The sequence below is a fragment of the Nitratidesulfovibrio liaohensis genome (genome assembly GCF_011682075.1).
Classification (GTDB): domain Bacteria; phylum Desulfobacterota; class Desulfovibrionia; order Desulfovibrionales; family Desulfovibrionaceae; genus Cupidesulfovibrio; species Cupidesulfovibrio liaohensis.
Genome location: NZ_VSMK01000110.1, coordinates 1 through 25,264 on the forward strand (window position 1 = coordinate 1; position 25,264 = coordinate 25,264).

Genomic DNA, 25,264 nt, shown 5'->3' on the forward strand with positions numbered 1-25,264 from the left:
GCGGGCCGTCGCCGCCAGCGCCCGCAGCCCCTGCGGAACCCGCCCCACCCGTGGACGAAGACGTGAAAGCGCCCCCGTCGCCCACGGGGCGGGGGGCGCGCAGAGAGCGGGGGGTGCGCAGAAACTTGCGGCGCGAAATTTCCTTCACCTTTTCGCGCAGTTCATCCTCTATGCGTACGATATCCAGCGAAACCTTGGACAGCTGCTTGGGAATGAAGTCCACGGCGCCCAGTTCCAGGGCCTTGAGGGTGGACTCCGCCCCTTCTGTGGTCAGCGAACTGACCATCAGCACCGGGCGGGGCATCTCCATCATGATGCGGCGCAACGCGGTCAACCCGTCCATGCGCGGCATTTCGATGTCCAGGGTCACCACGTCGGGGTTGTGCTTGCGCACCAGTTCAAGCCCTTCCTCACCGTCGCGGCCAACGGCCACCACGCTGATTTCGGGATCTTTTTCGAGCATGCTGGAAAGCGCCTTGCGCATGAAGGCGGAATCATCGACAACGACAACCGTGATCACTCGAGTCTCCTAAAGAACGTCCGGGGGTCGGGTTCCTCCCTCTACCGGAACGAATGTTCCGGCCCCGGAACTCGCGTGCGATGTGCAATGGCTCTCCGTACCATGGGCCAGGCTGGCAGGCGATGCCCGGCGTGCGCCGGGACTGCGCGGCTACGCGGTTAGGCGGTTACGCGACGGGGGCGATGCGACCCTGTCGATGCGCTCCGGAATGAAACGCTCCGTGATGACACGTTCGGGGCGATACGCCCGAGCAACGCGCCTCTGGGCCACGAAACCGCCAGCAAACTTGGCCGTATGTACAATAGGTGAACGCACTCTTTTTGACAACCGCCCATAAAAACGCTTGCCATTCCCATCCACCCGCGCTAAACACCTCTTCCTCGACGGGATGTGGCTCAGCTTGGCTAGAGCGCAGCGTTCGGGACGCTGAGGCCGGAGGTTCGAATCCTCTCATCCCGACCAGAATGGTCGAAGGGCTTGTGGTTACCGCCACAAGCCCTTTTTCGTTGTGGCGCTGTATGCGCGCGACGTTTGACACGGCGGCGCAACCCGCTTGGCACTTGTACGCGCGCGAGTACTCAGGATTGACAGGCCGGGCCACACAGCCCAGCTTACCGTTAAGCGGTAAACGCTGAGCGGATAATGATCTCGCCATTCAAGTGCAAGGAAACACAGGCTCTCTTTGAAGGGGCACCAACCCGCAGATTCACCGCTTTCGCCAGCGTCGCCCTGCGCAAGCTCGGCATGCTCGACGCCGCCGCCTGCCTTGACGACCTGCGCATACCGCCCGCCAACCCCCTCGAGGCACTCAAAGGCGACCGGCAAGGGCAGCACAGCATACGGATCAACGACCAATGGCGCATCTGCTTCGTCTGGCGAGACGGAACAGCCCACGCTGTCGAAATCGTGGATTGCCTTTAAGGAAGCCGCCATGCGCACCCGTACCCACCCCGGCGAAATCCTGCGCGAAGAATTTCTGCCCCCTCTGGGCGTCACGCCACATGCCCTTGCCGTTGCCCTTGGCGTACCCGCCACGCGCATCTCGGATATCGTCCACCAGAGACGTGGCGTCACCGCCGACACGGCGGCACGGCTCTCGCGCTTCTTCGGCACCAGTGCCGCGTTCTGGATGAACCTTCAGGCGGCGTACGACCTGTCCATAGTGGAACGCGACAAGGGCAACGATCTGCTGCACATACGCCCCCACCCTTCCGCGGGCGCGCCCCTGGCGTGCCGAGCAGCGCAAGCACGCCCAACGCACTTTCTTTTCAAGAAATAACTCGCACTCAGGCAGACATCTTGCGCCCCCCGTCACGAGCGGGTTGCCAAAACGTCGTTTTCTTGGCACCAAGGAAACGTCGGCATGAGACACACGTGTTACGCAGCCGCACATTTGTACCTGATCCGATCCTGTTCTACAGCACGCCGGATGGCCGCAGGCCCGCAACGCAGGGCACGGCGCCACACCCGGCGCATTCGCCTCCCCAGCCACCAACACCGCCAACACCCCGAAGCCGCCATGCACATGACGACAAAACACGGACTGTCGCCGCTCTTCAGCGCCTGCGCCCGCCTTTTGCCGCTACTGCTCGCCCTGACCCTGGCCGGACCCGCCTGTGTCCGCCAGCCTGCCCAGGCCGGTCACACCAACAGCGGCGCGCACCAACCCGCCGCAACGGCAGAATCCCCCACCTCCAACGAGGGGGCCGGGGCATCCTGCGAAATCGCCTCCCGTTACGAGGCATCCGCCCATTCCGACGGCTCCGATTCCCGGTTTTCCGAGGATGAGGAAGACGGCGACGACACCATGGCCGACGGCGTTCTCAGCGACATTGCCGAACTGGACGAAGCCCTGGCCGCCATGGATGAAACCGGCGAACACCATCCCAAGGCCGAAGAAGCCGACGACGACATGAGCGCCATCGACGCCCGCATGCAGTTGGTCAACGTGGCCATGTCCAAGCTGGGCACCCGCTATCGCCGGGGCGGTTCGGGCGAAACCGGGTTCGACTGCTCCGGCTTTACCGGCTGGGTGTACGAGAACGTGGGCGTCGACCTGCCGCGCACTTCGCAGTCGCAGTTTCTGGAAGGGCGCACCATCCGCCGCGAGCAGCTGCAAACCGGCGATCTGGTGTTTTTCAAGCGCAACAAGAAGCGTCGCATCCACCACGTGGGCATCTATCTGGAGGATGGCAAGTTCATCCACAGCAGTTCGTCCGACGGCGTCGTCATCTCGAAGCTGGACGCCAAGCCATGGTGCAACCAGTGGGCCGGGGCCAAGCGCGTGTTCTAGCCGCGCCGCCGTTCACATCGCATCCCTACGCGCCGGGCCTGCCCGGCGCGTTCGTTTTGGTGCGGCAGCATCACCTGCCCCCCGCGCTGTCGCCCCACCTCCACCACCCCGATGCTTTCCCGCCGATTCGCTCCCGGTTCGCGCCCGTGTCGCGCCCGCGCGCATCCGCCACCGTCCTGCCGTCATCCTGCTGTTGCGGGCCGGGCCGCGCTCTGATACGCCGAAACCGCGCGGCATCCGCCGCCCGCAACCAAAACCACCCTCCCCATGCACCCGACACACGCAAGCTGCGTAACCCACCTGACCGTAGAACCCGTTGCCGATCCGGAAATCCACCCCTACACCATCGACGCCCTGCACAACGGGCGCGTGGTGGGCCGGCTGCGAGGCTTTGTCCTTGAATACCACAACCTGGAAGGCGTGGCCGCACTGGCCGGGCTGAACCACGACGACCTGCGCGAGGCCGTGGACGCCGTACGCTTCGCCATGGCCGCCACCCACGACGCGCCCATCTCTTACGTGGACGTGCTGCTGGTGGCCCCCGCCTACCGGGGCTACGGTCTGGCCCGCCAGATGCTGGAACGCTCGTGGCTGCATGCCGACTGCGGCGCCTCGCTGCTGCGCCCGTGCCCCTTGCAGTTCTGCCTGGACTGGCTGCGCCCGGAAGACCTGGCCCTGATCGGCCCGCAGTGCATCGGGGTGGACCCCAGGCGCTCGCTGGTCAGTCTGACCAAGTTCTATCAGCGCATCGGCTATGTGGCCCTGCCGGGCACCGACTTCTGGTGGCGCCCCCTGCCGCTGCAACGCTGACGCACGTCGAGCCGCCCTGCCGCTGCAACGCGGGCACGCCACGCGCCGTCCCATCACCACGCGTTCCATTACCGCGCGGCGCGGCCCCGCTTGCCATTTCCACGTGGCCCTGCAACAGTGGTGCAATCGACCGGTTTCCCGCGCCGGGCCGCTCCTTTTTTGCGCTTTGTCGCCGGATTTCCCGCCGATCACGTCCACGCACCGCACCTTTCATCTCGCAGCGAGGCTGTAGCGAGACAGCAGGGAGGCCACATGCGCACCGTGCCCATCCCATCATGCATCCAGCCCGACAGCCCATCGGCGCCGCGCGCCGCCGTCAACCAACCGGCCCGATGCAGCGCCGCAATGCCCGCCTTCCCCTTCCGGGTGGTCGCGCTACTGTGGCTGGCCCTGCTGGCATTGCCGGTTCACGCCACCGCTGTTTCCGTTCCGCCCCAGCCGGATGCCCCCCTTGCCCCTTCGCGTGCCACGGTGGCCCTTTCCGTGGCGCCCCCGGCCCCTGCCGCGCTGGCCGTGCCGGACGATCTGCCGCTGGGCGAACTGCGCCTGCCGCCGGGTTTCACGGTGGAACTGTACGCCCGGGTGCCCAACGCCCGGCAGATGGCCCTTGGCACGCGCACCCTGTTCGTGGGGTCCATGCGTGCGGGTCTGGTGCACGCCCTTCCACTGGACGACACGCTGCGCCCCCTGCGGGTGGTGCGCCTTGCGGAAGGGCTGACGCTGCCCGCCGGGGTGGCCTTTCACAAGGGGGCGCTGTACGTGTCCGCCGTGTCGCGCCTGCTGCGCTACGATCGGGTGGAAGAATGGGCGCACGCGGGGACCGGCGCCGCGCCATCCGGGCTTGCCGCACCGGCATCCGACCGGACCTCCCCGCCGCAGTCACCGACCGTCGTGCGCGCCGACCTGCCGTCGGAAACGCACCACGGTGCCAAGGTGCTGGGCTTCGGGCCGGACGGCCTGCTGTATGTGCCCGTGGGCGCGCCCTGCAACATCTGCCGCACCGGCCCGCGCCACGGCGTCATCCTGCGCATGCGGCCCGACGGCACCGGCGAAGAAGTGTTCGCGCGGGGGGTGCGCAACACCGTGGGGTTCGACTGGCACCCGGAAACCCGCGAACTGTGGTTCACCGACAATGGTCGCGACTGGCTGGGTGACGATCTACCCCCCGACGAACTGAACCACGCTCCCGTGGCAGGGCTGGACTTCGGCTTTCCGTACTGCCACGGCGGCACCATTGCCGATCCGGAATACGGAGACCTTGGCACCTGCGCCGCCGCCACGCCTCCGGCCCGCAACCTGGGGCCGCACGTGGCTTCGCTGGGGATGGCATTCTACACCGGACGGCAGTTCCCCGCCGAGTATCGCGGCCAGGTGTTCATTGCGGAGCACGGCTCGTGGAACCGTTCCGCGCGCATCGGCTATCGGGTGACGCTGGTGCGTCTGGAAGGGGGGCGCGCCGTATCCTACGAACCCTTTGCCGAAGGCTGGCTGCGCGAAGGAGGCCCCTGGGGAAGGCCCGCAGCCCTGCTGATGCTGCCGGACGGCTCGCTGCTGGTGGCCGACGACTATGCCGGGGCCATCTACCGCATCCGCTACGCCGGTCGTTAGGAGCGCCGAAGGCCCTCCCCGCCGACCGGACCGCCGGAACCTGCGGGCCAGCCCCGGCCAGTTGCGTACCCCCGAGTACCGGAAGGCTGCGATACTTCATGGAAGCCGGCACGGGGTCGGCAGGAGGGACCTGCAAGGGTGATGCGGGAGGACGTCAGGGAGACCGGGGGGAGCCAAGGGGGGGACCCGTGGGGGCCGACACGACCGGGCAGCGCGTGGGGTTGCCATTTTTTCCGCCCGCGCTACTATTCAAAGGTCGCAAACATCACCGCAACGGCCAGAGGTCTTTCATGGCAACCCTGCCCGCTTTTGCCCGCACGTCTGGATACACGCACGGTCCCGTGCCTGGAGCCGCGTCCGGCACCATCACGGCATCGTCCTGCGGATTGTGCCACGGGGCCGGGGCACCCGGCGGGCTGGCGCGCCGGATCCGGTTGGTGCTGGTCTGCGCGCTGGCACTGGCCATCGTGCTCGCACCGGGCTGTGTCGTGCGCTCGCGCGGCCAGTACGACGTGAGCGTGAGCAAGACCTCCCGTTCCTGACCTTGCCACCCACCGGACCAGCACCCTTTCACACGCCACGCCTGCACCCGCCGGACGTACCATGACCCAACCAGCCCAATCAGCCCAATCAACCCGATCGGCCCGCCCCGGCCAATCCGGTCGCAACGACGAACACGCCGTGTCGTCGCCCACCGCCCCAACGGGCCAATCCGCGTCCTCCTCCCAGCCAGCCCCAATGGACTTTCAGGCCGTGGCCCCGGCACCGCCCGCTGACCACAACGAGCCGACCTGCCCGCCGCCCCCCGCCCCCATCATCATCAACGAGGCACAACTGGTCCTGGCGGAAAAACGCACCTCGCTGGCCGCATTGCGCACGGGCATCGCCATCGTGGCCTTGCCCATGTCGCTGACCACCTTTCTCATCGCCACCTCGCGCTACTACGACACCGAAGACGTACTGCATTTCCTGCTGCCGGTGGGCGTGCTGAACTTGGTCCTGCTGGTGCTGGGCGCGTGGCTTTCGCTGCGGGCCGTGCGCCGCCTGCGCCAACAGGAACAGACCTTGCGCCTGCTCAAGGAACGCAATGGAGCCCTGGCCGAATTCCTGAAATAGCCTCGCGCGGCCCACCCCCGGGCACATCTCCGCATCCATCCCGGCCCGCATCCATCCCGGCCCGCATCCATCCCGGCCCGCATCCGGCCCGGCCCGCATCCGGCCCGTTCGGCACCTGCCGCGCGGGCCTTTTTGCGTCCAAGGTGCGTCATTGAACAGTTGTTCCAGAACCGGCACAACGTTCGCACGGATGGGCGCGGCGTGCCCCGCCAGGTGCACCTGGCATGCGCCTGCCGCACCCTTCCCCGCTCCGGCGCATGCAGAAAATAACGCAAAAAACAACATGTGCAATTCAAGCAGTATACAAAAACAGACAAGAAAAAATGAAAAAAATGCCCGCTCAGCCCTAAAGCGTTTTTTATAGGCGCCGATACGACCGGCGAGTGGGGAGGGGAGAATCTACGGCCACCCGGAGGTGATTTCAGCGCCACAGGCGCAAGGCCGCGTCCCCCAGTTTGGCAAGGGAAGTCGTGACGACACATTCAAGGAGGAATGGTCATGTCACTGGTTATCAATCACAACTTGATGGCGATGAACGCCACCAACAACCTGAGCCTGTCGTACGGCAAGCTCGCCACTTCGGTGCGTCGGCTTTCATCCGGCCTGCGCGTGGGCACCGCTGCCGACGACGCCGCCGGTCTCGCCATCCGCGAATTGATGCGTGCCGACATCGCGTCGCTCAACCAGGGCGCGCGCAACGCCAACGACGCCATCTCGCTGATCCAGACCGCCGACGGCGCCCTGGGCGTCATCGACGAAAAGCTGATCCGCATGAAGGAACTGGCCGAACAGGCTGCCACCGGCACCTACACCTCGGACCAGCGCCTGATCATCGATTCGGAATACCAGGCCATGGCCTCGGAAATCACCCGAATCGCCAATTCCACCGACTTCAACGGCGTGCACCTGCTGAACGGGCACCTTTCGGGCGCCCACGACGGTTCGGGCATCGAAGCCACCGGCAAGCTCAAGGTGCATTTCGGCTCGGCCAACGACTGCGCGGAAGACTACTACTACATCAAGATCGGCAACGCGACAGCGTCCGCCCTTGGTGTGGGCGCCCAGGCCGCCGACGGCAAGGGCAAGTCCATTTCCACCCAGTCTGCGGCGCAGGCGGCCCTGGAAGGCCTGACCAACGCCATCATCTCCAAGGACAAGATTCGCGCCTCGCTCGGCGCCCTCCAGAACCGTCTGGAAAACACCATCAGCAACCTGCAGATCCAGGCCGAAAACCTTCAGGCCGCCGAATCGCGCATCTCGGACGTGGACGTGTCGATGGAAATGACCGAATTTGTGCGCCAGCAGATTCTGTCCCAATCGGCCGTGGCCATGCTTTCGCAGGCCAACTCGCTGCCCCGTCTCGCGTTGAACCTGCTCGGCACGTAGCACGCAGGGGAAAGACAAGGACACCGTCAATCCCGACAAGACTTCCAACCACGCCGGGGCCGCGGGCATACACCCAAGGGAAACGGCCAGCCTCTCCACTCACAAGCGCCAGCAAAAGGGGCCTCCGCAAGGAGGCCCCTCTTTTGTCGCGCACGATGTGCAATTCACCGATACACAGGGCTGGTGGAGCCACAAGCCCGTCTGCACCGCTCTGTACGCATTCCCCCTGTTCCCCTACTCCCCTTATTCCCCCTACTCCATGGTCGAGGTGGAGCGCAGCACCTCCACCACCGAGGGCAGCTTGCGCAGCTTGTCCAGCGCCCGGTACAGGTGCGCCACGTCGCGCACCTCCACGGTGAAGTCCACTTCCGACTTGCCGTCCACCATGGAGCGCATGTTGCCGGAGTCGATGTTGACGTTCTCTTCGGCCAGCAGCGCGGTGATCTGGGCCAGCACGCCCTTTTCGTTGCGGCACACCAGGTGGATGCGCGCCGGGTAGGGCTTGTCCTCCTGCCCGTCCCAGAACACCGAGATGAGCCGTTCCGGCTCCATGGTCTGCACGTTGGCACAGTCGGACGTATGCACCGTCACCCCGCGCCCCCGGCTGATGAAGCCGATGATGGGGTCGCCCGGCAGCGGGTTGCAGCAACGGGCGAAGCGCACCAGGATGTCGTCCACCCCCTTGATGCTCACGCTGTCCGCCCTGCGGTTGGCCTCTCGCGTGGCGGCGCTGGCGGCGCTGGCCTCGGCCGCCTTGGCGGCTTCTTCCGCCGCGGCCTCCTCGTCCTTGGGCAGCAGGCGCTTCAGCACCTTCTTGGGGGTGTAGCGGGCGTAGCCCACGTTGGACAGCAGGTCCTCCACGCTGCCCAGCGAAAGCTCCTTGATCACGGGCAGCAGGTCTCCGTCGCGCAGGGCCTTGGCGATGTTGATGCCCATGCGCCGCCCTTCCTTTTCCAGCATCTCGCGCCCCAGCGCGATGGACCGTTCGCGCTCCTCGGTGCGGATGTAGTGCTGGATGCGGCTGCGGGCCTTGGCCGTCTTGACGAACTTCAGCCAGTCGCGGCTGGGGCGGCGGCTGTTGTCGGTGATGACCTCTATGGTGTCGCCGCTTTTCAGGGCGGTGCCCAGCGGCACCAGCTTGCCGTTGACCTTGGCCCCGGCACAGTGGTTGCCCACCTCGGTATGGATCAGATAGGCGAAATCTATGGGGGTTGCCCCTTCGGGCAGTTCCTTCACGTCGCCGCGCGGGGTGAACACGTACACCTCGTCCTTGAACAGGTCGAGGCGCAGCGACTGCATGAACTCCTTGGAGTCGGTCTCCATCTTCTGGCGGTCCAGAATCTCGTGCAGCCAGGTGAACTGCTCGAGGTCGCGCGGGTTCACCCGGCCGCCTTCCTTGTACAGCCAGTGCGAGGCCACGCCGTGTTCCGCCAGGCGGTGCATTTCCTCCGTGCGGATCTGGATTTCCATGCGCTCGCCTTCCGGCCCGATGACCGTGGTGTGCAGGCTGCGGTACCCGTTGGCCTTGGGCATGGAAATGTAGTCCTTGAACCGCCCGTGCACCGGCTTCCACTGGGCGTGCATCAGGCCAAGCACGGCGTAGCAGTCGCGCAGGTCATCCACGATCACCCGGAAGGCGATGATGTCGTGCATGTCGTCCAGCGTCAGGTCCTGCTGCACCATCTTCTTGTAGATGCTGTACTTGTGCTTGATGCGCCCGCGCACCTCGCCCTTGATCTCGTTCTTCTCCAGTATCTCGCGGATGCGGGTGATGACCCGCTCGATGTAATGGCTTTCCACCACCTGGTTGGTGTCCAGCCATTCGTCGATCTGGGCGTAGACGTCGGGCTTCAGGTAGCGGAAGCTCAGGTCCTCGAGTTCCAGCTTGATGCGGTGCAACCCCAGCCGGTTGGCCAGCGGGGCGTAGATGTCCATGGTTTCCTGGGCGATCAGCTTCTGCTTGTGCGACTTCTGGAAGCCCAGGGTGCGCATGTTGTGCAGGCGGTCTGCCAGCTTGACGATGAGCACCCGGATGTCGTGCGCCATGGCCAGGATCATCTTGCGGATGTTCTCGGCCTGGGCCTCTTCCTTGCTCTCGAAGGTCATCTGGCTGATCTTGGTGACGCCATCCACCACGTCGGCCACTTCTTCGCCGAACAGGGTGTCGATGTCCTCTATGCTCACGGTGGTGTCTTCCACCGTGTCGTGCAGCAGCCCGGCGGCGATGGCCGCCTCGTCGAAGCGCATTTCGGCCAGGGTGTAGGCCACGGCCAGAGGATGCGACAGGTACGGCTCGCCCGATAGGCGCGTCTGCCCGGCGTGCGCGGCGGCCGCGTACACATAGGCTTTTTGTATGAGGGCAAGGTCGGCGTTCTTGTTGACCGACGCCACCTTGTCGAGAACGTCCTGGATGCGGATCATGCGGTTCTGGCCCGTGTGCGTCGGCCACGGCAGGATAGCGCCGGGGCCGGAGTTGGCTGTGTGGTCCCGCCGGTCACTGCCGTGAAATCGCGCGCACCCGGCGGCGGGGCCGGGTGCGGTGGAGGAAGTTGAATATACTTCTTGAGGGGCTGTTTCCGGAAAAGGCTCCGGAATCAAGCTATTGCTGCTGCATGCGATACCGCTGCTGTTCCTTCGGCGTCCACCAGCGGGTGAAGTTGTGGGTCAGCCCCGCCGGAGCGGGTTCAAGCCCCTGGAAACGCGAACTGACGATGGGCAGCGAATACGGCGTGTACAGGAAGCAGTACGGCTGATCACGGTGCAGGATTTCCTGGAACCGGTCGTACAGCTTCTTGCGCTCGGCCTGGTCGAAGGTGGAGCGGGCGCGTTCCAGCAGGTCGTCCACCTCGGGGTTCTTGTACCCCACGAAGTTCAGCCCGCCGGGCACCGCCTTGGACGAATGCCACACGTCGTACAGGTCGGGGTCTTGCAGGATGTTCCAGCCCAGCAGCACGGCGTCGAAGCGCCCCTTGTCCACGAATTCCTTGATGAAGGCCGCCCACTCCACCGTGCGTATCTTCACGTCGATGCCCACGGCCTTGAGCTGGCTCTGGATGATGGTGGCGGCCTTGATGCGCTGGTCGTTGCCCTGGTTGGTCAGGATGGTGAACGCGAAGGGTGCGCCCTCCCGGTCGATGATGCCGTCGCCGTTGGTGTCGGTCCAGCCTGCCTGGGCCAGCAGTTCCCTGGCCTTGGCAGGATCATACGGATAATCATCAATTTTGTCATTGTATACCCAGGTGCCCGGCTTGTACGGACCCACGGTGGGCATGCCCTGCCCCAGCAGCACCCCGGCCACCAGCGCCTTGCGGTCTATGGCGCAGGTAAGCGCCTGGCGCACCTTCACATCCTTGAACATGGGCAACGCCAGGTTGTAGCCAAGATAGCTGTAGCCAAAGGACAGGTACTGGAACTTGCGCCAGGCCATGTCCCATTCGGACCCATTGGTCTGGTGCAGATACTGTTGCGGGCTCAGACTCATCATGTCCAGGCGCTGGGCCTTCAGTTCCAGGAACATGGTGGAAAGGTCGGGGATGACCCGGTAGACCACCTCGTCGATGTACGGGCGGCCCAGGAAATAGCTGGGACTGGCCTCCAGGGTCAGACGGGTGCCCGCCTCCCATTCCTTCAGCCGGTATGGCCCGGCGCCCACGGGCTTGCGCGAGAAGGGCGTGTTCATCAGGTCCTGCCCTTCCAGCAGGTGCTTCGGCATGATGCCGTGCATCCAGGTGATCAGCGAACGGGCAAAGGGCTTGGCGTAGCGCACCTCGAACGACAGCGGCCCCGTCTTGCGGAATTCCTTTATGGCCAGGTAGTCCTCTGCGTAGGGGGTGGGGGTCTTGGGGTCCACCATCAGCTTGTAGGTGAACTCCACGTCGTCGGCGGTCAGGGGCTTGCCGTCCTCCCAGCGGATGTCGTCGCGCAGGGTGAAGCGCAGCAGGGTGCCGTTTTCCAGCACTTCGTACGAGGCGGCGGCCCACTTCTCGATGTTCAGGTCCTTGTCGTAGCGCAGCGCGGCCACGAAAATCTGATCGCTGACCTCGTGCGACGAGGCGTCGGAGGCGATGAACGGCAGCAGGTTGGACGGCTCGCCGATGGTGCCGAGGATGATCCTGTCGCCGGTAACCGGTTCACCGGGCGTGGCGACCGGGCCTCCCTGGGTTGCGGTTGCGTTGCCCCCGGCGGCGGTGCCGTTCTTGCCGCCGTCCTTGCCGCCCTGGGGGGCGGAATCGCCGCAGGCGACCAGCAGCAGACACAGCAGGAACGCCAGAAGGTACAGGCCAGCGCGTGCGGCGTGCGGCGCGGATGGAGCGGTGCGGTTCATGCGATTGCCTCCGGCTATTGCCTATTCCCGTGGATGGGGTATGATTTCACGATAGCATGGGCGTATCTCCGCGCGTGGTGCGCCGGATTCCGCCCGAGCGCGTTGGATATCATTGTCCAGCGCCGTGAGCAAACGCCCTTGCTATTGATAATGGCGCAATTTTGGACTAAACTAGTCAATTGCGCTTCGTACGGGGGGTCAAATCCGAAGCGCGCCCCGCCCGCACTGACATGCGCGCCTCCCCTCCGGTTGCGACTCCAGAGGAGCACACGAACTTATGGAACTGAACGAGGAGCAATCCGTCCGTTCGCTCCTGCAGGACTTCGTCCATGATTCCATCCCGGAATACATCCTGGACGGATCGCAGGACATCCTCGCCGAAGGCGGCGTCCAGAAATTGAGCCTGAAGAAGGCCGACGGCTATTGGGAAGTTGAAGGAAGCATCCAGGGGGAAGACTTCCAGATATATTCGCCCAAGCTGTCCATCAACCTTGGTGAAGGCACCACCGCCTACCATTGCAACTGCCCGGACTCGTTTTCCGGCGTGTGCAGGCACTTGGGGGCCACCGCCCTCAAGATGCTGTCGTCGCTGGAAACGCGCCCCGGCGGCGAGGAACCCGCCCGGCCCAAGACCGAATGGCGGCAGAATTTCCGTGCCTTCTTTTCCACCGCCATAGAGCCGGAGGCGGGCCAGCACTACCTGATCTTCCGCTTTCACCCCGAACCGGGGCGCCTCCTGGTTTCGCTGTTCCGGGGCCGCCAGAACAAGTCGGGCCTGTCCACGGTCCACAACGAAATCACGCTGGAACAGATCCTGCGCAACCCCGACTGGTGCGAACTCTCGCCCCAGCTGGCGCAGGTGGCGCAGCAGATCGGCCAGATCGTGGACTACTACGGCCACCGCATAGAGGTGCCGGACGGCCTGCTGACCTGGTTCCTGTGGGCCATCCGCAACGAATACTACCTGTTCTGGGGCGAAACGGACCAGCCCTGCCGCATCGAGCGCACCTCCATGCGCCTGAAGCTGAAGCCGCAACTCACCGACGACGGGCTGTCGTTCGACGTGATGCTGCACCGCGAGGGCAAGCAGCCGTTCTCCATCATCGGCAGCGAGGTGACCTTTCACGGCCAGATGCCGCTGTGGGTGTGCTGGAACAAGGGCTTCTACCCCGTGCACACCAGCCTGAACTCGCAACTGGTGCAGGACCTTGTGCGCCAGCCCCCGGTCATCCCGCAGGAAGACATTTCCGAATTCCTCGACCGGGTGTGGACCAAGCTGCCCACCAGCGACCTGTACGGGCAGGAAGAGTTCCTGAAGCACATGGAACCCATCTTCCAGCCAGCCACGTACAACCCGAAGCTGTTCCTGGACGAGGAAGGCAGCCTGCTGACCCTGGAAATCCAGAACATCTACGAGACGGTGCACGGCGAATTCTACCTGCCCGGCCCCAACCCGGACTTTCAGACCGGCAGCTACACCATCGACGGCCACACCTGCCTCATCCGCCGCCACCAGGAAGAAGAGGCGTCGCTTACCGCGCTGCTGGCCGAAATGCGTTTTCAGCCGCGCAGTAACCGCATGTGGTTCCTGGAGCCGGAAGAAGCCATCAACTTCCTGCTCGACGCCTATCCCAAGCTTGTGGAGCTGTACCGCGTGTACGGCGAAAAGGCCCTGTCGCGCTACAAGGTGCGCCTGTCGCAGCCCATCATCACGGCCAAGGTGGAAACGAGTGAGGAAGACAAGTGGTTCTCGCTCGACATCACCGTGGAATACGACGGCCAGAAGGTGCCCATCGACAAGATCTGGAAGGCCTGGGCCCAGGGCAAGCGCTACGTGCAGCTGAAGGACGGCTCGTACACCAGCCTGCCCGAAGCGTGGCTGAAGCGCATCGCCCACAAGTTGCAGGCCCTTGGGCTGGACCCGGAAAAGCCGCCGCAGAAGCAGTTCCAGCAGTTCGAGGCCCCGGTGCTGGACAGTCTGCTGGACGACCTGCCCGACGCCCAGACCGACCCGTTCTGGAACAGCCTGCGCGACAAGATCCGCAACTTCCGCGAGATACGGCCCATCGATCCGCCCAGGGGGCTTACTGCCTCGTTGCGCGGCTACCAGCAGCAGGGGCTGTCGTACCTCAACTTCCTGCGCGAATACGGCTTCGGCGGCATCCTTGCCGACGAAATGGGCCTCGGCAAGACCATCCAGACCCTGTCGTTCATCCAGCACATGGTGGAACGCGGGGCCGAGGGGCCCAACCTGATCGTGGTGCCCACCTCGGTGCTGCCCAACTGGGACCGTGAAGCCCAGAAGTTCGTGCCCGAGCTGCGCCGCCTGATCATCTACGGCACCCGGCGCGAGGGCATGTTCCGCCGCATCGACGAATCGGACCTGGTGGTCACCACCTACGCCCTGTTGCGGCGCGACCTGGAAGAATTGCAGGAGCACGAGTTCAACTCGATCATCCTGGACGAAGCGCAGAACATCAAGAACCCCAACACCATCACGGCCCGCTCCGTGCGGCGCATCAACGCCCGCATGCGGCTGTGCCTGTCGGGCACGCCCATCGAGAACAACCTGTTCGAGCTGTGGTCGCTGTTCGAATTCCTGATGCCGGGCTTTCTGGGGTCGCAGCACGCCTTCCAGCGGGGCATCATCAAGCCCATCAAGGACGGCGACAGCGAAACGCTGGACTACCTGCGCACGCGCGTGCGCCCGTTCATTTTGCGGCGCACCAAGTCCGAGGTGGCCAAAGACCTGCCCCCCAAGATCGAGAACACCTACTACTGCGCCCTGGCCGAAGAGCAGGCGGAACTGTACACCGCCCTTGCCCGCAAGCTGAAGGAGCAGGTGATGGCCGACGTGGACGAGAAGGGCATCGCCAAGAGCCAGATGTCCATTCTGGACGCGCTGCTCAAGCTGCGCCAGATATGCTGCCACCCGCGCCTGCTGAAACTGGACATGCCGGGGCTGACCACCAACCTGCCCTCCGGCAAGTTCGACGCCTTCAAGGACATGATCACCGACATCGTGGAGGAAGGCCACAAGGTGCTGGTGTTCTCGCAGTTCGTGCAGATGCTGCACATCATCCGCTCGTGGCTGCAGATCAACGCCATCCCCTTCTGCTACCTGGACGGCACCAGCAAGGACCGCTTCGAGCAGGTGGACCGCTTCAACAACACGCCCGAGATTCCCATCTTCCTCATTTCGCTGAAGGCGGGCGGAACTGGCCTGAACCTGACCTCCGCCGACTACGTCATCCACTACGACCCGTGGTGGAACCCCGCCGTGGAAAGCCAGGCCACCGACCGCACGCACCGCATCGGCCAGACCCGCCAGGTGTTCAGCTACAAGCTGATCTGCGAAAACACGGTGGAAGAAAAGATACTGAAGCTGCAGGACATGAAGCGCGGCGTGGCCGAGGCCATCATCCCCGGCCAGGAGGCCTGGAAGTCGCTGACCCGCGAAGATCTGGAGATGCTGTTCGACGTGTAGCGGGCCGGGGCGATACCCCTACCCTAGGCAACGGAACGGCGCGCCTCCCACGGGAAGCGCGCCGTTTTTCATCGCCCTGAAAGAACGAAGGCGGAGGGCATGTCCTATGCCCCCCGCCTTCGCGGACGGCCCGTCACCCTTGGGGGGACCCGCCATGTCGGGGATGGTGGCGGGGTGGCGATGGGCCGCCATGCAGCGTGGGCGTTGCCGCGCGTCCGGGCACGGCGGGGGATCGCGTTGCGCGCCGTCACACGCGGCACGCCCACGGAGCAGTCTTTGTCGTGTTCCTGCGGCTCGGTCCGCTGGTGCAGCGCAGCCTATCGGATGCCGTCCAGTACCGCCTTTTCGCTTTCGCCCAGCAACAGGTCCAGGTCAAGCAGCAGCAACAGGCGCCCTTCCAACTTGCCCACGCCGCGGATGAAGTCGGCGCCGCCCCCCTCGATGACGGCGGGCGGCGCCTCAACCGTGGAAGCGGGCAGGCGCAGCACCTGCGATACCGAATCCACGATGAATCCGGCCACGCGACCTTCCATCTCCACCACCATGATGCGGGTCTTTTCGTCCGCCGCCCCGGCCCGCAGCCCGAAGCGCGCCCGCATGTCAATGACGGGAATGACCTTGCCGCGCAGGTTGATGATGCCTTCGACGAACAAGGGCGCGGCGGGCACGCGGGTGACCGGCATCATGCGGATGATCTCCTGCACCCGCAGGATATCCACGCCGAATTCCTCTTCGCCCAGGGTGAAGGTGACGAGTTGCAGCAGCATGCCGTCTCCCCCGCCCGACCGGAACTGGCCCGATATGCCCGAAACGCCCGATGCACCGGACGCCATGGTCTCGTGAGTGGCTTCCATGGCGCGCTTACGCCTGCTTCAGTTCTTCGACCAGGCGGCGCAGCACCTGGGCCTGGTTGGACAGTTCGGACACCGCCTTGGCCGCCTCGCGCATGGCCTGCGCCGTCTCGGCGGAGATGGTGCTGACCTGCTCCACCGCGCGGTTGATCTCTTCGCTGGCGGCGGACTGCTGCTCCGACGCCGTGGCAATGCCGCGCACCTGGTCGGTGGCCGAATCCACCAGCGCCACGATTTCCTTCAGCGATGCGCCCGATTCCTGGGCCAGGCGGGTGGTTTCCTCAATGGCGCGCACCGAGCGGTCCACGTTGTCCATGTTCTTCTGGGCGCCCTGCTGGATGCCCCGGATGGCGCTGCCCACCTCGCTGGTGGCCTGCATGGTCTTTTCGGCCAGCTTGCGCACCTCGTCGGCTACCACGGCAAAGCCGCGCCCGGCGTCACCGGCGCGGGCCGCCTCGATGGCGGCATTCAGCGCCAGCAGGTTGGTCTGGTCGGCGATGTCGGAAATGACGTTCATGATCTGGCCAATGGCCTCGGCCTGGCGGCCCAGGTCTTCCATGTCGCGCTTCAGGTCCATGGACTGCTGCTGCACCTGCGAGATTTCGCGCACCACGTTGTTCACGATGTCCGCCCCCGCTTCGGCCCTGTTGCGGGCGTTTTCGGACGAGGTGGCAGCGGTGCCGGCGTTGCGGGCAACTTCCAGCACAGAGGCGTTCATTTCTTCCATGGAGGTGGCGGTTTCGGCCACGCGCTTGGACTGCTCTTCCGCGCCCCGGTCGGACTGTTCGATCTGGGCGGAAAGCTCTTCGGAGGCGGAGGACACCACCTCCACCACGCCTTCCAGTTTCTGGGCGGCCTGGATCATGCCTTCGCGCTTGGCGTTTTCCGCCTGCTTGCGGGCTTCTTCCGCCGCCGCTGTGGCGGCCACGGCCTCGCGCTCCTTGGCCTCGGCCAGCACGGTCTTTTCATCGGCCTCGGCAATCTTGCCCTTGAGGGTGGCCACCATGGCCTGCATGGCCTGGTACACTCCGGACAAGGGCCGCTCGGAACGGAAATTCACGTTCAGGTTGCCTGCGGCGATCTCTGTGGAAACACCCTGCAAATAGCCGGGGTCTTCCCCAAGCTGGTTGAGGGTGGAACGGATCAGGAACACGGCGGCCCCCACGCCGATCAGCAGGGCAACAACAACCAGGGCGATGTTGACCTGCTGGGTGGTGGACACGCGGTCACCGGCTGCATCGCCGGAATCCTTGGAACCCTTGTCATTCATCTCCACGCATCGGCGCAGGGCGGAAATTGCTGCGTCAAAAGCAGGCTTGAGCTCCCTCTTGTCCAGGGCCATGGCCTCTTCCGTACGGTTCTGGCGTGAAAGGACAATCAGCTTGTCCAATCCGGCCAGATACTGCTCGAAATTCGAATTGTACTCCAGGAATGCCGCACGTTCCTCGGGAGAAGTAATCAGCTTCTCGTAGATCGTACTGTTGGCCATTCGCCGACCGTTGATGGCCTTCAGGCTGCGCTCGATTTCCTCCATGTCGGATTCTTCGCGCGCAATGACGTGCTGCAACTGTTGGCGCCTAACTTCATTGATGTTACCACGAATATCTCCAACAGCTTTTATGCTCGGCATCCAGTTCTGCGTAAGATTCATGACATCGCCCAATATCTCGCGCAACTGAATAGATGAGTACCCACCAACACTTGCGAGAAGAACGATTAGCACAGCAAAACTTGAAATCAATTTCGCTTTCAACGTCATAATTTTGCTCCAAAACAGCTTCTACACTAATTATTCAATGCCATTGACGCTTAATTTATAAATTTATGAATAAATTTTTAACATATTTTTAAAAAATCAAAACCAATTTTGATCATAAAGTCCTTGCCGATTCATCCGATTATTATTTGAAAAATTTAATACAGATTTGAAAAATGAAGAATACATTTGGTTGATATCCATATCTCTAAATCAATACATGAAAAATAAAGCCAAGACTACTATAACAATACTTATGTAAATACATTCTGACATGAGAGAAAATCTACACATAACCAACTACAAACACAGGTGAGACTTAGCAATACAAAAACTGGCGTTTACAGACAAGGCACACAAATCATAGCGACGCAATCCTTCCTGAAATAGCATTTTGCATACATGGCCTTAGGGATCGAAATTGGCGTGCGATACTTATAGTCTGTAGACTTATAGTCGTCAACGCAGAACCTGAATGGATTCCCACAGCCGCCGGAGGAAGCCATGCCAGGATACTCTGCTCTAGAAAAACAGCACCTTATCGCACTAGGCACCACCATTCGCCAGGTTCGCGAAGCGCTTGGCTGGTCACAGGAACAGCTGGCCGAAAGAGTGGAACTGCACCGCACCTACATCGGCGGTGTGGAACGGGGCGAACGCAATCTGTGCCTGTTGAACATCCTTGCCATTGCCGAAGCCATGGGAATATCGCCGGGCAAGCTCATCGACAGGGCCTTCCCCACCCGCGCCGCCGACATTCCCGATCCACCCGGTGCCACGGCGGGGGATGGCGGACCTGCCAACCGCTGACCCTGCGTCCCCATGCCTGCGTCCGCATTCCGTGGGGCGAACCGCCCACCGCTTTGACACGCTGGTTCTTGCACCCTGCCTTTCGGCGTCCCAGGCAAGGAGCTTCCGATCATACCAGCCCCGCCGGGCCGCCTTTGCCAGCCGCCGGAAAATAACGCTCACGGAACGAAACTTGCCTCGTCCTGCGCAGCCCGAAGACCGGGCAAAACCTTCCGCCGCCGTTCGTGTTGCGGCTTGATACCCGGGGCCAGGCCCCGGCAGACCCGGGAGGGCAGACGGAGGACGCATGAGCATCGAAAACCACGGAGGAATCTCCAGCAGCGGGTGGGACCCGTGGCACGGCAGGGGCAGAGGGGTGGGCAGGGCCACAGCCCGCCTGGCCAGCGCCATGATGGAGGAACTGGATGCCGACGACGACGGCAGCCTTTCCGCCACCGAATCACAACTGTCCGAGTCGGCCTTTGCCGCCTTGGACAAGAACGGCGACGGCGCCGTCAGCAGCCGCGAGTTGCGCGCAGGGCTGCGCAGCAAGCGCGATGAACTGATGGACCTGATGCGGTCCGGCACCGGCACCGAAACCGGCACGGACGAGACGCCCGTGCCCACCGCGACAACAGGACCAACGACGGCACAGGCGGCAGCCATGGCCGGGCTGCTCATCGAAAAGGGCGACGCCGACGGTGACGGCACGCTCTCCGCCGCGGAAACCGGCCTTGCGGGCGATGTGTTCACCAGCCTGGACACCGACGGCGACGGACTGCTCTCTTCGGGCGAGCTTTCCACCGCCGCGCTGGCGGGCACCATTGCCGCCACCCTGGACGGCAAGCTGGCCGTGCGCCTGACGGCCCCCGCCGCGCAGGACGCCGACACGACCGATAGCGGCACGGACACCACGGCAACCACCGCCTCCGGGGCAGCAGCCACCGACACCGCGTCCACCCAGGCGGGCACGGTGGGGGCCATGGCCTCGCGCATTGCCCAGCGCATCGTGGAGCGCCTGGACATCGACGACAACGGCAGCCTGTCGCAGTCGGAATCGGGCCTTGACCAGAACCGCTTTGCGCAGCTCGACACCGACGGCGACGGCAGCGTCACCACCAATGAATTCGGCGGATCGCTGCAACAGATGCTGGACGTCATGGGCGCCCTGCACGCGCTGAGTTCCGTGGCGCGCAACAACTACGGGCGCAAGGCCTACGGCATGGCCGCGCGCGAAGCCGTGGAACGGTACGAGGGCAACATGGGCGGCCTGATGACCGCCCTGTTCGAAACCGCGCCCACCGGCAGCACGGGCACCACCACCGACACCACTGGCGCCGTTGCCGCGACCAGTGGTTCCGCATCGGGTGACGCAGGTACTTCCACCGATGCCTCGTCCGATGCCGTGGGCGACATCGCCGATGTGCTGGCGGACGCAGCAGCAACCGAAGCGGCCCCGAACGTCACGGGGGCAGCCGGGAACGCAGCCTAGGGACGGGTTCCCTGCCTCATGCACGCACACGCCTGCCGGGGGCTTGTTACGGCCCACCACGCCATGCCCCGGCGGGCCATACGGACAGACGCCCGCCTGCCCCCCAGCGCCCCCCCCCTGCCCCTTTCGCACCACCCGGCAAGCCTTGCCGTTGGTGCAATTCTTGCTTTCCCGCCACCATGCCGCATGGTGCGGCATGCTTTTCCTGCCCTCGGGCTGCGGGCGAGCACGGCGCTGCGCACATGAGGTACGATAGGAGGTACTCATGAGCATATCGGGAATAAGCTCCAGCAGTTCCACGCTACAGGAACTGCTGGCGTCCTGGGGCAGCGACCAGACGTCGCAGATTACCCAGAGCGCCACATCGTCGCTGACCAGCCTGTTCGGCGGATCCGACGACGGTGAAGGCACCACGCAGGCCAGCGGGTTGTTCAGCAACCGCGACAAGCTCATCGCCATGATGCAGGACGGCGAGGAAGGCACTGCCTTCGCACAGACCGCATCGCTGCTGGGCCAGTTGGACAAGGACGTCAGCGGCGGGCTTTCGCTGAAGGAATCGGGGCTGGAACAGGAATCGTTCGATGCTCTGGACACGGACGGCGACGGCACGGTGACCGGCTTCGAGCTTGAAGACGCCCTGAAGTCGGGCGTGGCCAGCATTGGCGAAGACGGCACCCTTTCGGTGGATGCCTCCGCCTCCACCGATGCCGCAGCCCAGGCCTACGCCTCGCTCACGTCCATGATCATGGGCCTTGCCGATTCCGACCAGAGCGGCGACCTGACGCAGGAGGAATCCGGGCTGGATGACGACACGTTCAGCCAGTACGACCTTGACGGCGACGGCGTGATCACCGGTGACGAATTGTCCTCCGCCATCAAGAACGGCGTGGCCTCGTCATCCGAATCCGACTCCAGTCTGGCTGCGGCGGCTTCCGGCTCGGCGGTCAGCGGCGCGTCTGGCTCGTCGGGTTCATCTGGCTCATCGGGCGAAGACGAGGAAGAAGAATACGACGAACTGGACACCAACAAGGACGGCATGGTCTCCTCGGAAGAACTGGCCGCCGCCATCCCCGGCTATGCCGAAGCGCTGCGCTTGGCGCGCGGCGGGAACGGGTCCGATTCTTCCACCTCCGAACTGCGCCGAGCCATGAACGCGTACGGCAACGCGGGCGGCTTCGATTTCGCCAGCCTGTTCGCCTCTGCGGATGCGACAAGCACGTCCGCTGGCGTCTCCGGCCTGCTGGAGGAAATCGCCTAAGAGGAAGTCGCCTGACGGGGGGCTTCCTGTCCGGCATAGCCATCGCACCGTTGCTGCACGCAATGAACAACGCGGCGCTGCCCTTTCGGGAGCGCCGCGTTTTTGCATGCCTTGCGAATGCGAAAAGAAGGAAAAAACGGAGGGGGCCACTCCGCAGGCTGGGCAGGACGCCCAGAATGCGCAGGGTGCACGACCTTGGCAAGACGGCGCGCAAACAGCCGGAGCGCAGGGTGCCGAAGGAAACGGGCTGCCCCCGGCGCGGCTGCCGGAGCGACGGGACAGACTACCCCCGCGCCGCACCCATGGCCGCACGGGCCTCCACGAAGCGGGCGGCAACATCGTCCGCACCCACGATTTCCGAGACCAGAGCGCAGCATCGCGCCCCGTGCGCGGCCACCTGCCCGATGTTGTGCAGCTTGATGCCGCCAATGGCCACGAACGGCAGCGTGATATTGGCCACCACCCAATTCAGGTACTCGAAGCCCACCGGCGCGCAGACGTCTTTCTTGGTCTTTGTGGCGAAGATGGGCCCCACCCCGATGTAGTCCGCCCCGCTTGCCACGGCGGCGCGGGCCTGCTCGGGCGAATGGGTGGAAAGCCCGATGATGCGCCCCGGCCCCACCAGTTGCCGCACCGTCTGCACGGGCAGGTCCTCCTGCCCCACGTGCACCCCGTCGGCATCGCACAGCATGGCGATGTCCACGTGGTCGTTGACCATGAAACAGGCCCCGGCCTCGCGGGTCATGCGGCGCAACTCCATGCACTCGCGCAGCATCTCACCGGCGTGCTTGTCCTTTTCGCGGTACTGCACGATGCGCGCGCCGCCGCGCAGCATGGCGTCCACCACGTCCACGGCAGACCGCCCCCGCGACAGCCCGTCATCGGTCAGGCAGTAGATGTCGGCTTCCGGCGTGCTGCCGGGAAGGATGCGCGGCATGGGATGCTCCTTTTTTGGGAAGAACTGAGATCTCGGACTTTCGCGGAATACCAAGTCATCAAAGCTAGTTATAAGTCCATAGAAACACCTGCCCTACCGCCCCTGCACAACCTGCGTAACGCGCGCGGCGGGGTCAGCGGCAGGGAAAGTCGGCTTGACGCTGCATATGGCCCCACCGCGAACCGGCACCCCGCCTGTAATCGGCGTCAGGGTGGGTAAAGGCAAGGAAAACAGGCTTTCCGCAAGGGGAGCGTACGTCTTCGGTACGTGACCCGCGCGGAAAGCCTGTTTGACGTAGCATATGCCCGCCCTGACGCCGATTACACAAAACCGGGGCAGGGGCCGAGTATGTGGTGCAGCACCGCATCCGCCTGCATGGCCGCCGCCATGGTCACGCGCGGGGCCAGCGGAGGCAGGTCGTGGCCCACCTCGCTGGTGAAGTCGCCCACCAGCACCATGCGGTCGCCCATGCGGCGCATCTGCATGGCCGGGCCACCCCAGCCGCCCATGCCGGAGGCGGACACCACGAAGGCGCCCATTTCCAGCGCGGCCTCCACGAACATGCGCTTGGCCTCCGGGTCGTCCAGGGCTTCCACCAGAATGTCGCACCCGGCGAACACGTCGGCCACGTTGGTGGGGGTCAGTTCCACGCGCCGGGCGGTGACCACCAGGCGAGGCTCGATGACGCGCAGGCTTTCGGCAAGCGCGTCCACCTTGGACTTGCCGAGATGGAATGGCTGGTACTGCTGGCGATTGAGATTGGAGGGTTCGACCACGTCGCGGTCGGCCACCACGAGACGGCGCAGACCGCTGCGCACCAGCATGGCGGCGCAGTTGGAGCCAAGGCCCCCTGCCCCCGCAATGCCCACGCGGGCCACGGCCATGCGTTCAAGGTGGTCATGTTCGAGATACCGGGCGAGACCGTCGGAAAGAATGCTCACGAAAGCTCCTGAAAGGGGGGGATTGCGACGGCAGATTCCCGCCGTGCCTGTCCCGCGCGCAGGGGCCTGCTCCGAACCGTTCCGAAATGTTGTGAAAGATTCCTGCAGGTCCGGGGAATCTTGCCGTTTCGGAATATCAGGCCGTGGCGCGGGGGACCGCCGGGGTGGAATTCCCGGCAAGCTCACAGGACGGGGGGCGTCGCGCGGCGCACGCTATCCCACACCCGTACCCGCCGTCCAGCACCGATTCCCAGTCCTTGTACACCGGCTGGTAGCCGCGCGCGGCAATGGCGGCGGCCATTTCATCGGCGCTGCGCGGATCGGAAATCTCGAACTGCGGGGTGGCGCCGTCCCCATCCCCCTGCCCTTCCGCATCCTTGCGGACGGTGTGGCCGTCTTGCCCACGGACGGCGTGGCCGTCTTGCCCACGGACGGCGTGGCCTCCGACGGCGGTACTCACCCCGGCGGACATGCGGGTGACTCCAAGGGGAATCAGGTTGTCGCGCAGGTCCGCCCGTTCGCGGGTGGAAACGGTAATGCCCGCGCTGGGCATGAAGATGCGGTAGGCCAGAATGACCTGCACCAGATCGCGGTCGGATACCGTGTGGGCGGGCTGGAAGGCCCCGGCATGGGGACGCAGGCGCGGCACTGAAAAGCTTACATCCACATAGGGATAGTGGCGTTGCAGCCAATCCCCATGCAGGGCGGTGAAAAAGGCGTCTCGCCGCCAGTCGTCCAGCCCCAGCAGGGCGCCAAGGCCCACGCTGCGCATACCCGCGCGGGCGGCGCGTTCCGGCGCGTCCAGGCGGAAATGGTAGTCACGCTTGGGGCCTGCGGGGTGCAGTTCCGGGTACAGGGCAGCGTTGTAGGTTTCCTGAAACATGGTCATGCCATCGATGCCCGCATCCACCAGCAGCGCGTACTCCTCGTCCGACAGCGAATAGACCTCCACAGACAGCGAAGGAAACAGCGGAGCCAGAAGGCGCGCGGCATGGGCGATGTATTCCGGCCCGGAAACGTGGCGCGCATCGCCGGTAAGCAGCAACAGGTGGCGCAGCCCGGTGGCGGCAATGGCCCGACCCTCGGCCAGGATTTCCTCGTCCGTCAGCCGCTGGCGGGGAATGTGATTGCGGGCGTTGAAGCCGCAGTACCGGCACTGGTTGGTGCAGTGATTGGAAAGGTACAGCGGGGTGAACAACTGGATGGTGCGGCCAAAGTGATGCACGGTCAGTTCGCGGGCGCGGCGGGCCATGGCTTCCAGTTGCGTGGCCGCCGCCGGGGAAAGCAGGGTCAGCAGGTCGTGCGGGGCAAGGCGTTCCTTGCGCAGCACGCGGGCCACATCGTCCGCCGAGGCCGATTCCATGACGGCGCGCAGGGGGGCGTCCGCCACGCGGGGGGTCCATTCACGGACCACGTCGTACATGCTCATGTCCTGCTCCTTGTGCGGAAAAACGCGGGAAGACTCGGAAAGACGCGACGAACGCGGGAAAACCATGGGGGAACGTGCAGGCAGGGGGCGGCCACCCGGCGGATTCACGGCATGCAGCCCCCCGTCCAGTGCGCCGCTATTCCCCCAGAAAACCCGTCAGCGGCGACGAGGCGCTGGCCCCGTCCGCAGTCGCCTGGGCCACCGGCCCCGCGCCCGAAAGGTATGCCGCGCGCCCGGCGCGTACCGCCTCTCCAAAGGCGCGGGCCA

At 64.5% G+C, this 25,264-nt stretch carries 20 protein-coding genes, 1 tRNA gene and 1 pseudogene; 13 read left to right on the forward strand and 9 right to left on the reverse strand.

The window, feature by feature from the left end:
• The coding region (locus FVW27_RS04740) for a response regulator (RefSeq protein WP_341806087.1) at window positions 1-520 on the reverse strand (520 nt) is incomplete at its 3' end.
• 384 nt (window positions 521-904) lie between these two features.
• Between FVW27_RS04740 and FVW27_RS04745 the strand changes: the two genes are divergently transcribed.
• From FVW27_RS04745 to FVW27_RS04785, 9 genes are all read left to right on the forward strand, one after another.
• Window positions 905-982: transfer RNA gene (locus FVW27_RS04745), tRNA-Pro, on the forward strand.
• 180 nt (window positions 983-1,162) lie between these two features.
• Window positions 1,163-1,441: a type II toxin-antitoxin system RelE/ParE family toxin gene (locus FVW27_RS04750; RefSeq protein ID WP_167123187.1), complete on the forward strand. Its 279-nt coding sequence runs from the start codon at window positions 1,163-1,165 to the stop codon at window positions 1,439-1,441.
• A gap of 10 nt (window positions 1,442-1,451) precedes the next feature.
• On the forward strand, window positions 1,452-1,799 hold the full coding sequence (locus FVW27_RS04755; RefSeq protein WP_167123189.1) for a HigA family addiction module antitoxin: 348 nt from the start codon (window positions 1,452-1,454) through the stop codon (window positions 1,797-1,799).
• 240 nt (window positions 1,800-2,039) lie between these two features.
• Window positions 2,040-2,813 carry a C40 family peptidase gene (locus tag FVW27_RS04760; RefSeq protein WP_167123191.1) on the forward strand — a complete coding sequence of 258 codons (774 nt, stop codon included), beginning with the start codon at window positions 2,040-2,042 and terminating at the stop codon, window positions 2,811-2,813.
• Window positions 2,814-3,080: 267 nt separating this feature from the next.
• Complete coding sequence (locus FVW27_RS04765) at window positions 3,081-3,623, forward strand: GNAT family N-acetyltransferase (RefSeq protein WP_167123192.1); 543 nt, start codon at window positions 3,081-3,083, stop codon at window positions 3,621-3,623.
• A gap of 252 nt (window positions 3,624-3,875) precedes the next feature.
• A complete protein-coding gene (locus tag FVW27_RS04770; RefSeq protein ID WP_208294636.1) occupies window positions 3,876-5,231 on the forward strand; it encodes a PQQ-dependent sugar dehydrogenase in 1,356 nt (451 codons plus the stop codon).
• Window positions 5,232-5,521: 290 nt separating this feature from the next.
• The gene (locus tag FVW27_RS04775) at window positions 5,522-5,773 is read left to right on the forward strand and encodes a hypothetical protein (protein ID WP_167123193.1); all 252 of its coding nucleotides are present in this window, start codon (window positions 5,522-5,524) and stop codon (window positions 5,771-5,773) included.
• A gap of 61 nt (window positions 5,774-5,834) precedes the next feature.
• Window positions 5,835-6,347 carry a hypothetical protein gene (locus FVW27_RS04780; RefSeq protein ID WP_243838215.1) on the forward strand — a complete coding sequence of 171 codons (513 nt, stop codon included), beginning with the start codon at window positions 5,835-5,837 and terminating at the stop codon, window positions 6,345-6,347.
• Window positions 6,348-6,845: 498 nt separating this feature from the next.
• Window positions 6,846-7,733 (forward strand): flagellin N-terminal helical domain-containing protein, encoded by an 888-nt coding sequence (locus FVW27_RS04785; RefSeq protein WP_012611935.1) that lies wholly within the window; start codon window positions 6,846-6,848, stop codon window positions 7,731-7,733.
• Window positions 7,734-7,985: 252 nt separating this feature from the next.
• Here the strand turns inward: FVW27_RS04785 and FVW27_RS04790 are convergent, their stop codons facing one another.
• Window positions 7,986-10,154 carry a RelA/SpoT family protein gene (locus FVW27_RS04790; protein ID WP_167123195.1) on the reverse strand — a complete coding sequence of 723 codons (2,169 nt, stop codon included), beginning with the start codon at window positions 10,152-10,154 and terminating at the stop codon, window positions 7,986-7,988.
• A 178-nt stretch (window positions 10,155-10,332) separates the two neighbouring features.
• Window positions 10,333-12,057 (reverse strand): peptide-binding protein, encoded by a 1,725-nt coding sequence (locus FVW27_RS04795; RefSeq protein WP_167123197.1) that lies wholly within the window; start codon window positions 12,055-12,057, stop codon window positions 10,333-10,335.
• Between the two features lie 277 nt (window positions 12,058-12,334).
• Between FVW27_RS04795 and FVW27_RS04800 the strand changes: the two genes are divergently transcribed.
• Entirely contained in the window at window positions 12,335-15,544 is a 3,210-nt protein-coding gene (locus FVW27_RS04800) for a DEAD/DEAH box helicase (protein WP_167123199.1), read from the forward strand.
• Between the two features lie 317 nt (window positions 15,545-15,861).
• On the opposite strand, the gene FVW27_RS04805 is transcribed toward FVW27_RS04800, so the two are convergent.
• Complete coding sequence (locus FVW27_RS04805) at window positions 15,862-16,377, reverse strand: chemotaxis protein CheW (protein ID WP_424991846.1); 516 nt, start codon at window positions 16,375-16,377, stop codon at window positions 15,862-15,864.
• Between the two features lie 28 nt (window positions 16,378-16,405).
• Window positions 16,406-18,154 (reverse strand): HAMP domain-containing methyl-accepting chemotaxis protein, encoded by a 1,749-nt coding sequence (locus tag FVW27_RS04810; RefSeq protein WP_167123201.1) that lies wholly within the window; start codon window positions 18,152-18,154, stop codon window positions 16,406-16,408.
• Between the two features lie 501 nt (window positions 18,155-18,655).
• Here FVW27_RS04810 and FVW27_RS04815 point away from each other — a divergent pair.
• The 3 genes from FVW27_RS04815 (at window position 18,656) to FVW27_RS04825 (ending at window position 21,690) form a co-directional block, all read left to right on the forward strand.
• On the forward strand, window positions 18,656-18,961 hold the full coding sequence (locus FVW27_RS04815; protein ID WP_167123203.1) for a helix-turn-helix domain-containing protein: 306 nt from the start codon (window positions 18,656-18,658) through the stop codon (window positions 18,959-18,961).
• Between the two features lie 286 nt (window positions 18,962-19,247).
• Window positions 19,248-20,432: an EF-hand domain-containing protein gene (locus FVW27_RS04820; RefSeq protein WP_167123205.1), complete on the forward strand. Its 1,185-nt coding sequence runs from the start codon at window positions 19,248-19,250 to the stop codon at window positions 20,430-20,432.
• A 265-nt stretch (window positions 20,433-20,697) separates the two neighbouring features.
• The gene (locus tag FVW27_RS04825) at window positions 20,698-21,690 is read left to right on the forward strand and encodes an EF-hand domain-containing protein (RefSeq protein ID WP_167123207.1); all 993 of its coding nucleotides are present in this window, start codon (window positions 20,698-20,700) and stop codon (window positions 21,688-21,690) included.
• A gap of 283 nt (window positions 21,691-21,973) precedes the next feature.
• On the opposite strand, the gene thiE is transcribed toward FVW27_RS04825, so the two are convergent.
• From thiE to FVW27_RS20835, 4 genes and pseudogenes are all read right to left on the reverse strand, one after another.
• Window positions 21,974-22,627, reverse strand: a complete 654-nt coding sequence (gene thiE / locus FVW27_RS04830; RefSeq protein ID WP_167123209.1) for a thiamine phosphate synthase — start codon at window positions 22,625-22,627, stop codon at window positions 21,974-21,976.
• A 320-nt stretch (window positions 22,628-22,947) separates the two neighbouring features.
• Complete coding sequence (gene thiF / locus FVW27_RS04835) at window positions 22,948-23,568, reverse strand: sulfur carrier protein ThiS adenylyltransferase ThiF (RefSeq protein WP_167123211.1); 621 nt, start codon at window positions 23,566-23,568, stop codon at window positions 22,948-22,950.
• 136 nt (window positions 23,569-23,704) lie between these two features.
• On the reverse strand, window positions 23,705-24,997 hold the full coding sequence (thiH, locus tag FVW27_RS04840; protein WP_167123213.1) for a 2-iminoacetate synthase ThiH: 1,293 nt from the start codon (window positions 24,995-24,997) through the stop codon (window positions 23,705-23,707).
• A gap of 136 nt (window positions 24,998-25,133) precedes the next feature.
• Window positions 25,134-25,264, reverse strand: a pseudogene (locus tag FVW27_RS20835) (thiazole synthase); the annotation flags it as partial.

Excerpts from the sequence above, each read along its gene's own strand:
- FVW27_RS04750 (WP_167123187.1), top strand. The coding sequence starts at position 1,163 with ATGATCTCGCCATTCAAGTGCAAGGAAACACAGGCTCTCTTTGAAGGG.
- FVW27_RS04755 (WP_167123189.1), top strand. The coding sequence starts at position 1,452 with ATGCGCACCCGTACCCACCCCGGCGAAATCCTGCGCGAAGAATTTCTG.
- FVW27_RS04760 (WP_167123191.1), top strand. The coding sequence starts at position 2,040 with ATGCACATGACGACAAAACACGGACTGTCGCCGCTCTTCAGCGCCTGC.
- FVW27_RS04765 (WP_167123192.1), top strand. The coding sequence starts at position 3,081 with ATGCACCCGACACACGCAAGCTGCGTAACCCACCTGACCGTAGAACCC.
- FVW27_RS04770 (WP_208294636.1), top strand. The coding sequence starts at position 3,876 with ATGCGCACCGTGCCCATCCCATCATGCATCCAGCCCGACAGCCCATCG.
- FVW27_RS04775 (WP_167123193.1), top strand. The coding sequence starts at position 5,522 with ATGGCAACCCTGCCCGCTTTTGCCCGCACGTCTGGATACACGCACGGT.
- FVW27_RS04780 (WP_243838215.1), top strand. The coding sequence starts at position 5,835 with ATGACCCAACCAGCCCAATCAGCCCAATCAACCCGATCGGCCCGCCCC.
- FVW27_RS04785 (WP_012611935.1), top strand. The coding sequence starts at position 6,846 with ATGTCACTGGTTATCAATCACAACTTGATGGCGATGAACGCCACCAAC.
- FVW27_RS04790 (WP_167123195.1), bottom strand. The coding sequence starts at position 10,154 with ATGATCCGCATCCAGGACGTTCTCGACAAGGTGGCGTCGGTCAACAAG.
- FVW27_RS04795 (WP_167123197.1), bottom strand. The coding sequence starts at position 12,057 with ATGAACCGCACCGCTCCATCCGCGCCGCACGCCGCACGCGCTGGCCTG.
- FVW27_RS04800 (WP_167123199.1), top strand. The coding sequence starts at position 12,335 with ATGGAACTGAACGAGGAGCAATCCGTCCGTTCGCTCCTGCAGGACTTC.
- FVW27_RS04805 (WP_424991846.1), bottom strand. The coding sequence starts at position 16,377 with ATGGCGTCCGGTGCATCGGGCGTTTCGGGCATATCGGGCCAGTTCCGG.
- FVW27_RS04810 (WP_167123201.1), bottom strand. The coding sequence starts at position 18,154 with ATGACGTTGAAAGCGAAATTGATTTCAAGTTTTGCTGTGCTAATCGTT.
- FVW27_RS04815 (WP_167123203.1), top strand. The coding sequence starts at position 18,656 with ATGCCAGGATACTCTGCTCTAGAAAAACAGCACCTTATCGCACTAGGC.
- FVW27_RS04820 (WP_167123205.1), top strand. The coding sequence starts at position 19,248 with ATGAGCATCGAAAACCACGGAGGAATCTCCAGCAGCGGGTGGGACCCG.
- FVW27_RS04825 (WP_167123207.1), top strand. The coding sequence starts at position 20,698 with ATGAGCATATCGGGAATAAGCTCCAGCAGTTCCACGCTACAGGAACTG.
- thiE (WP_167123209.1), bottom strand. The coding sequence starts at position 22,627 with ATGCCGCGCATCCTTCCCGGCAGCACGCCGGAAGCCGACATCTACTGC.
- thiH (WP_167123213.1), bottom strand. The coding sequence starts at position 24,997 with ATGAGCATGTACGACGTGGTCCGTGAATGGACCCCCCGCGTGGCGGAC.